The organism is Calditrichota bacterium (assembly GCA_016867835.1).
Taxonomy (GTDB): domain Bacteria; phylum Electryoneota; class AABM5-125-24; order Hatepunaeales; family Hatepunaeaceae; genus VGIQ01.
The window spans coordinates 1-7,070 of sequence record VGIQ01000127.1; the positions used below are offsets into that span (position 1 = coordinate 1).

General features: G+C 59.7%; 6 protein-coding genes. All 6 read right to left on the reverse strand.

Annotation, left to right across the window (positions count from 1 at the left end):
• Positions 1-1,260: hypothetical protein (locus FJY67_10470; protein ID MBM3329874.1), on the reverse strand; the 1,260-nt coding region annotated here is incomplete at its 3' end.
• A gap of 356 nt (positions 1,261-1,616) precedes the next feature.
• The gene (locus FJY67_10475) at positions 1,617-2,489 is read right to left on the reverse strand and encodes a class I SAM-dependent methyltransferase (protein ID MBM3329875.1); all 873 of its coding nucleotides are present in this window, start codon (positions 2,487-2,489) and stop codon (positions 1,617-1,619) included.
• Between the two features lie 919 nt (positions 2,490-3,408).
• Positions 3,409-5,076, reverse strand: coding sequence for a T9SS type A sorting domain-containing protein (locus tag FJY67_10480; GenBank protein MBM3329876.1), 1,668 nt, complete (start codon positions 5,074-5,076; stop codon positions 3,409-3,411).
• Positions 5,057-5,266, reverse strand: coding sequence for a hypothetical protein (locus tag FJY67_10485; GenBank protein MBM3329877.1), 210 nt, complete (start codon positions 5,264-5,266; stop codon positions 5,057-5,059). The genes FJY67_10480 and FJY67_10485 overlap by 20 nt, the downstream gene beginning before the upstream one ends.
• Positions 5,263-6,702: a methylmalonyl-CoA mutase gene (locus FJY67_10490; GenBank protein ID MBM3329878.1), complete on the reverse strand. Its 1,440-nt coding sequence runs from the start codon at positions 6,700-6,702 to the stop codon at positions 5,263-5,265. The genes FJY67_10485 and FJY67_10490 overlap by 4 nt, the downstream gene beginning before the upstream one ends.
• A 74-nt stretch (positions 6,703-6,776) precedes the next feature.
• The coding region (locus FJY67_10495; GenBank protein ID MBM3329879.1) for an acetyl-CoA carboxylase biotin carboxyl carrier protein subunit at positions 6,777-7,070 on the reverse strand (294 nt) is incomplete at its 5' end.

A 7,070-nucleotide genomic window follows, 5' to 3' on the forward strand; every position in this document is an offset into this window, starting at 1 on the left:
ATAGCAGATCAAAATAGACCCATTTTCAACAGACTCAACATAGCCGTAGCCCTGATAGGTGATGGTGATATCATTCCAGCGGGGCGAGCCGCCGTAGAACATCAGGACTTCTTCCTGATTACCGGCATAATCGTTCGGCTCTCCGGGTTGCCAGTTCGTAAAGTCCCAAGGTTCGCCCGTGACCCATGCCCATCCACCTGCAGGTTCATTGTTGTGATGCACCTGATATCCGCCCAGCCAGTAGATCCACTGCATTGCGGCAGGGAAGGTGTTGGTAATGAAGTCATTTTCAGCCTGCGAGGAAACCGTCGCAAGATGGGCATACCAATAGTTGCCCTGAGCATCGGTGTAACTCATTGCATTAGCAAGGTCGTTCGCTTCCTGCCAGGTGATTCCTGCTGCGGCAATCGCCTGATAGAGGTGGCCATTCCCCTGCCACGACACTCGAGCCGGAGCCTCGACGATCGGCTCGAATTCATTGACGAAATACCACGATAGGATATCGTGGATTTCGTAGGCGCCGCCGGTTGCGGCGGTGAAGCCGACGTAGGCGTCGTCCTGTCCGAGCACTGCGGAGAGATCGACGTTATGGGAGAGATTCGCGCCGCCCGGTCGGGAGTCGCTCTCGGCGATGCGAACTTCCAGCACCTGGCTTGCACCGTTGTAATCGACCCAGGCATGCCAGACCGCGCCGTTGTTCATCCGGGTCCCGACGTTGTAGCGCTGCACCGAGTTAAGGTCGCCGTCGATGTCGATCCCGACGTGGTTTCCGTTGTGGCCGTCGTAGTCGCCGTTGTTGTAGGTATCGAACTCGATGCCTACGCTGTTGTCAAGGCCGACATAGCCCAGGCCACCGCCTGCGCCGCCGAATTGATTCGATTCCGACTGCACGACGAATGCCAGGCCGTCAGCCCCGACGCCGTCGCCGTCGCCGAATCCGCCCGGACTGCTCATCCGAAATGTGAAGTAGGTGCTGAAGGAAGCGTCGTTCTGAAGTGTGATGGCTTGAGACAGGAAGGCGCCGCCCGCCTGACCTCCACTCGCGTTGGTCAGGCGCAGAATGTTCTGCCCGCCGACGTTTATGGGATTGCCGTAGCCTTGGGTGCTCCCGCTAAGGGTGAGCGATGAGATGTCCGAAAAGTCCGTGAAGTTCTGTTCTACACGGTTGTTTGCCTGAGCGAAGACGCTCGAAACACTGACGGTTAGCGCAACCGCCAGTATTCCAAAGACAAACCCAATATGGCGAAATGAATTTCGCATTAAGAGTCCCTCTTGTGGTTTGAATGAAACGGATTGGTGTCCTATCCGTCGAACTTTCGATCAGGATAGTTCAGATTGGCGATGACCGATGGGCTGACTTGGCAGGCATGGAAAACAAGGCTTCAAGATCAGTCGTGTGGTCGGTGTCGATCCGAAACGGCGGAAGGACTATAGGATCACGACCTCGAATGTCTGGTCTCCCGGAAATAAGGCTTGGCGCAACGACGTGCGCATACAAGCAGACCGTGGATTACTCTTATCCGATGGCGCAATGCCTATTGATACGCAGCAAGACAAGCGCTGTTGGTCTAAAGGGAGTGCTTTCGCTCATTTCTGTCGATTACCGACAGAAGAGTTTACTCCCTGATGGCTACTACCAGGAGCGATCCGCCACGGGGGTGATCGCCCTTCAGATAGTCGGCAGTCATCAGGAGCAGAGCAGGCAGGATCGCAACTGCGAGGAAGAGTAGAGCAACGGGCAGCAGGAGCCGGCTCGCCGCCAACATCGTCAGCGGGATGCGCTGCAGGAGCGTCCAGGCGATGCGACCGGCCGGACCGTAGCCCCGCACCAATCGGTCCACACGCAGTCCGGCTGCGCCGAGCGCGCTGCGAGCAGCGGCATCGCTGTAGCCGTCGCGCTCGTGTTCGCCGACCGACCAGCCGCTGCGCTCATCCGACCCGTCAGGTGCGGGGGCGTCCGTCTGAACACGCGGTGTATGCATCAGGAAGGCTCCGCCAGGCTTCAGGACGCGGGCATATTCCCGAAAGGCTGCCGCGTCGTCGGGGATGTGCTCCATCACGTCAACCGCCCAGATGAGGTCGAAGGTCTCGTCGCGAAAGGGAAGACGCTGCACATCACCGATCGCGATCCGGAGCAGTGGATGGCGTCTGGCAAAATAGGCCGGATTGCCGTAAAGGTGCTCCCGGTCGATTTCGAGACCGACGACGCGCGCCGCCGCGCCTTGCGTCATCGCAAAGTCGGAATACTGGCCAAAGCCCATCCCGGCGTCGAGTGCGCGCACCGAGCCGCGCTCCCCGTAGAATTCCAGCAGACGCTTCAGTTCGCGATGGACGAACCACGCGCGCAGGAAAAGCAGGTCGAGCGTGATATGAAACGCCCGCCTGAAGGCATCGCGCCTCAGCAGGCGGGCAAGACGAAACTTTATAGGGTCGTAATGCAAGGATGCGAAGGTCGTAGGACGATTGGCTGAAACCTCATACCCAAACAGTTAGGGTGCCGTCGGGTGTCCACACCCGACGGGAAATTATTATTAATAAAGGTATGTTAGTGTCAGGTGAGACACCTGACACCACATTCAGTCGTTCTCAAAAACTCTGGTTGGCAGTAATCCAGTAGCCCGCGACAAATGACAACCGAACTTCAAAATCTAACGGCAGTTTTCCCTCGTCGCAAGCCAACCCTCCCCTAAACTCCATTCAACGCGGCGTCTCGGACATGATGATGTCGTCGATCCAGACGTCGGGGCATCCTTTGCAATAAGCCTGACGGACCTTCCCAAAAGAAACCTATTAGGTAGAACCCCTTGGAACCTGATCGGCACGATATATATTTTACTATCGTTCGCCTTTCGCAATCAACCATCGTCCAAACGAGAGAATGCAATGCAGAATTCACAGCAATATGCTCCTATCCAATCGCGCGCAGTGCGCGAGGTATCCGATTTGGGAATCAAACTGCGTGGACTCTTTCTCTATGCGGTTGAACTTCTCGCACGTCCCCATGGAGTCACCAAATCAGAGGAGCGAGCCTCCTACTTATCCAAGGGTAAGGCAGACTCCAATTCCTACATCGCTGACATCCGAGAAGAACGACTGCTTGTAATCCCGTCACAATCTCAGGCGAGACAGAATCGTCTCAATGAACGGAATCGGGACCTCGCCGGTTCGCCTGTTCCCTTCCCAAATTCACTTGCGTCCCATTCTCGTTATTCCGGACAGGAATACTTCGCCAGATACTTCGCAATTGAGACTGAGGAGAAGCGGGGAGGGGAACCCGTTTGGAGGCTACTGGACCTCCAATCCGTTTCCTATGTCGTGGCCAGCGGTTCAGCGCCATCTACCTGACAATCGACCTGACCGCACACATGTTTTGCAAAGCCGCGCCGCGCGCTCAATAGCAGAGGGCTTTCATTTCACCACCACTGCCTTCGCCGTTCGCACTTCGCCGCCGGCTTCGAGTCGGATGAGGTATATGCCGCTCTCGAGGCCGCTCGCGTCCCATTTCGACTGGTGCGTTCCGGCTCCGAAGCGTCCCTGATCGATTGCGATCACCGCGCGTCCGGTCAAGTCGAAAGCCGTGAGGCGGACGTCGGACTCATCCGGCAGGCTAAACGCAAGGCTGGTCGTCCGGTTGAACGGATTCGGGTAAGGCTCATCCAGCGTTAACGCAAGCGGCGTTTCGGGAAGCGTCACCGGCACCGCGACCGGCCCCCACCAGACCTCGGCGACGCCCGGCTCGGCCGCGAGGCCGCGCAGGATTAGGATTGTCCGGCTGCCGTTTATGGCGAAGTCGTCGAACGGGTTCTCCCACCGCGTGAACCCGACCTCCCAGCCGCGGGTGATAGTAAAGACGATCCTCGAATAATCGAGCGGCGCCGTAATCAGGATGAACCGCGCCGACTCCTGGCCCGCCATGCCTTGGTCGATATCGACCTGCAGCCGGACGTCGGTCCAGTGCCAATAGCGCTGTCCTTGCACCTGGTTTGCCAGCGACGGGATGCGAATGAAGAACCCGCTTTGCCTCCCTTCACCTTCTACGACCCGGATATCCGCCGGCACGTCCTGCCAGCGCTCGATGTCGTGCCCCCAGGCGCCCGAGAGTTGGAATCCCTTAAGCCGGACGACGGCTTCGGTTTGGTCGTTCGGATACCAGAGATACATCGGCGCAAGGGAGACCGCAAGGCCGGGATTCAGGCTGATCTCGGCATGCTGGACATAGTGCCATGCGCCACGAGGTTCGGTAGTAGATATCCCTATCCGGACGTCCTCCGAGACGATGATGTCGGGCACCTCCATACGGACTTCAGGCGTCAGTTCGAAGGCGATCTCGTCGGTGACCTGGTCGCGATAACTCGAGTTGCCGGACAGGAAGACGGCGCATCCAAAGGCCATCCTCCAATCGAAGGGACCCATTCTCCCGGTGAATACAACATCCCGGCCGGAGCGCCGCTCGCCATTAGCCTCCACAGTAACGTCCCGGTTGGAGACGACCCGAACATACCAGTCCGTCGGGTCATCGTAGGGCGGCATCTCCCCAAACTCACCCCATGCCGGGTCGCCCGACCGACGCAGCAAGTTCTGTCGGTAAGAGAGCCAATGCGGCGCAAGGACGGTGTCGGAGACGGGATGGAAGAGGCGGGTCGTCAGCGCGAAGGTGACGGTGTCTTCGAGCAGGCAGCGGCTGAGGCCGATGAATGCCGCATCGAAACTGCCGAAGTGGGCATTCGCAATGGAGTCCGAAAAGGCAGCTCGCGAGTCACGGATCTGAAAATACCCCGCCGAATCGGTTCGGGACCAAGTCAGCAGGTAGTCGTCGCTGACGAACTTGCGGGCCGCCATCCGGGTTTCGATCCGGACGTCGATCCCGGTGTCGGAGTAGGTGATGGTGAAGAACGTCGAGTCGTAGAGCGATTCGCCCCAGGGCGGAATCCAGACGTCGGCGTTGGCAGCCAGCGGCGTCAGGAAGACGAGCGCCAGCGCCGAGAGCGCCGCGCAAGAGAGTCTGATCTGATGCATCGTTCCCTCATATCGACAGACAATAAGTGTCGGTTGTCCGTTATCGGGTAGCGCCGTCATCAAGGCGGATATTCATCATCCCGGTAGCGCCGTCATCAAGGCGGATATTCATCATCCCGGTAGCGCCGTCATCAAGACGAATTTTCATCATCCAGGTAGCGCCGTCATCAAGACGGATTTTCATCATCCAGGTAGCGCCGTCATCCTGACGGCATTTGCGCAACTGCCTCCAGGACGGCGCCCTGTTCACCCCCCGTACTCCCCCCACACCTCGCGCAGCGCATCGGCGATTTCGCCGAGCGTCGCGTGAGCCTTTGCCGCAGTCAGGATATGCTCAAAAAGCGGTGCCTCTTCACTTCGTGCCGCTTCAACCAGGTCTTCAAGCGCATGTCGGGCTTTAGCCTCGTCGCGGCTCTTTCGAAACGCGCGCACCCGTTCGACTTGCTCGGTTTCGGCGCCGGGCGGGATCTTAAGGATCTCCGGCGGCGTCTCATTCTCAATGCGGAAGCGGTTGACTCCGACGACAATCCTCCGGCCCGATTCGACCTCTTGCTGAAACCTCCAGGCCGACGCTGCGATAGCATTCTCTATGACCCGGCCCTCGATGGCTTTCACCGCTCCGCCTAACTTGTCGATGCGGGCGATCTCGGCAGATGCTTCCGCTTCGAGGCGGTCGGTTAGGGATTCGATGTAAGGCGCCCCGCCGAGTGGATCGGGCTCGCCCGTGACGCCCGATTCAAAGGCGAGCACCTGCTGGGTCCGGAGCGCCAGGCGCGCGGTCTCTTCGGTCGGCAGGCCAAGCGCTTCGTCGAGAGCGTTGGTGTGAAGCGACTGCGTCCCGCCCAGGATGGCGGCGAGCGCTTCGATGGTCGTCCGGACGACGTTTACTCCCGGCTGCTGGGCGGTGAGCGACGAACCGGCGGTCTGGGTATGAAACCGCAACTGCCAACTGCGCGGGTCCTTGGCGCCAAACCGCTCCTGCATGATCTTGCACCACATCCGCCGCGCGGCGCGGAATTTGGCTACTTCCTCGAACAGATCGATCCAGGCATTGAAGAAGAACGAGAGCCGCGGCGCAAAGGTGTCGACCTCAAGCCCTCGCTGGACGGCTGCCTCGACGTAAGCGATGGCGTTGGCGAGAGTAAAGGCGAGTTCCTGGGCGGCCGTCGCACCGGCTTCACGGATATGATAGCCCGAGATCGAGATGGTGTTCCAGTGGGGGATCTTCGCTGCAGCGTAGCGCATCAAATCGACGGTGAGCCTCAGCGAAGGCGCCGGCGGGTAGATATAGGTGCCGCGCGCGATATATTCTTTGAGGATGTCGTTCTGCACCGTGCCGCGCAAGGCGGACGGCGGGACGCCCTGCTCTCCGGCGACGGCGACATAGAAGGCGAGCAGGATCGGCGCCGTCGCGTTGATGGTCATGGAGGTCGAGACCCGATCCAGCGGGATGCCGTGCATAAGGCGGCGCATGTCGTCGAGGGTGGCGATGGAGACTCCTACCCGGCCGACTTCGCCGGACGACGCGGGTGCGTCGGGATCGTAGCCGATCTGCGTCGGAAGGTCGAAGGCGACCGAGAGGCCGGTCTGACCGTCGTCCAGAAGTTGCCGGAACCGACGATTGGTCTCGGTGGCGGTGGCGTAACCGGCGTATTGACGCATCGTCCAGAGCCGGTCGCGGAACATTCCGGGGTAGATGCCGCGGGTATAGGGTGGCGTTCCGGGCGGCGGCGGGAGGCGGCTATCGAATGAATCGTCGGTCAAACCTGACCATCCTTTTCGATGCTAACGAGCAGTTCACCCTTTTCGACGGTCTGACCGGGCTGGACGCGAACTTCTCGGACGATGCCGGCGACAGGGGAGCGGAATTCGTTCTCCATCTTCATCGCTTCGACGACGACCAGCCCGGCGCCTTTATCGACGCGGTCACCGGTCGATGCGAGCATCTTTACCACCAGCCCCGGCATTGGAGCGTGAAGTTCACCGGATTGGCTGCGTACAGCATCGCCTCCTGCCAGTGCCCGGGCGCGTTCGCGTCGCTCGTCGATGACCCA

Bases quoted from the DNA above. Each gene is read 5' to 3' on its own strand.
- FJY67_10480 (MBM3329876.1), bottom strand. From the start codon at position 5,076: ATGACGGCGCTACCCGATAACGGACAACCGACACTTATTGTCTGTCGA.
- FJY67_10490 (MBM3329878.1), bottom strand. From the start codon at position 6,702: ATGTTCCGCGACCGGCTCTGGACGATGCGTCAATACGCCGGTTACGCC.